This is a genomic window from Nonlabens ulvanivorans (assembly GCF_000732625.1).
Lineage (GTDB): Bacteria > Bacteroidota > Bacteroidia > Flavobacteriales > Flavobacteriaceae > Nonlabens > Nonlabens ulvanivorans.
In genome coordinates this window covers 56399-57079 of the sequence record NZ_JPJI01000012.1, presented here as the reverse complement: position 1 = coordinate 57079, position 681 = coordinate 56399, and the positions used below count along the sequence as shown (strand labels likewise).

At 34.5% G+C, this 681-nt stretch carries 1 protein-coding gene and 1 pseudogene; both read right to left on the bottom strand.

Features of this window, described 5'->3' with window-relative positions; genetic code table 11:
* Positions 1-234, bottom strand: a pseudogene (locus IL45_RS01570) (bifunctional 4-hydroxy-2-oxoglutarate aldolase/2-dehydro-3-deoxy-phosphogluconate aldolase); the annotation flags it as partial.
* Positions 234-681: PfkB family carbohydrate kinase (locus tag IL45_RS01565; protein WP_036579460.1), on the bottom strand; the 448-nt coding region annotated here is incomplete at its 5' end. The gene IL45_RS01565 and the pseudogene IL45_RS01570, both read right to left, overlap by 1 nt.

The window sequence follows — 681 nt, the reverse complement described above, 5'->3', positions numbered from 1 at the left end:
TGAGTCATAAATCGTCCCTACTCCTATCACTAGATCATCATACTTTTTAAAATGAGGTATTATAGTCTTAAAAGTCTCGAGACCATTAAGACCACGATTGACAAATTCAAATATGCGTACTCCACCTTTATAAGATGATTCAATGGTATTGATCACCACGTTTGTATCCTGATGAAAGAACACCGGAACAATTTTATGTGATTCTGTTTGTTTAATAAATTGAGTGATTTCCATTATCTTAAAAGTCTACCTACGTTATCGCCTTTTACTAGTTCTTCTACTTCTTCTTTACTACTTAAATTGACATCTCCTATTGTACTGTGTTTTAAAACAGATGCCGCTACACCAAATTCTACCGTTTCTTGTGGATCTAAATTTAAAAAACCATAGATTAATCCTGCCATAAAAGCATCTCCACCACCTATGCGATCCACGATGTTTTTCATGTCATAATTCTTAGACGTGTATAACTTACCATCTGTATATAACAATCCAGATAACTCATTACGAGATGCTGTCATAGCATTACGTACGGTTTTTGAGAAAGCTTTAATATGAGGATATTTTTTGAGCACCTTATCACAGTTAGCTTGCCAGTCTTCATCTTGTATACCTAGACAGTTTTCTAAATCCACTCTTCCACCTATAACAACATCAGTTAATTCTACTAATCCTGGCATG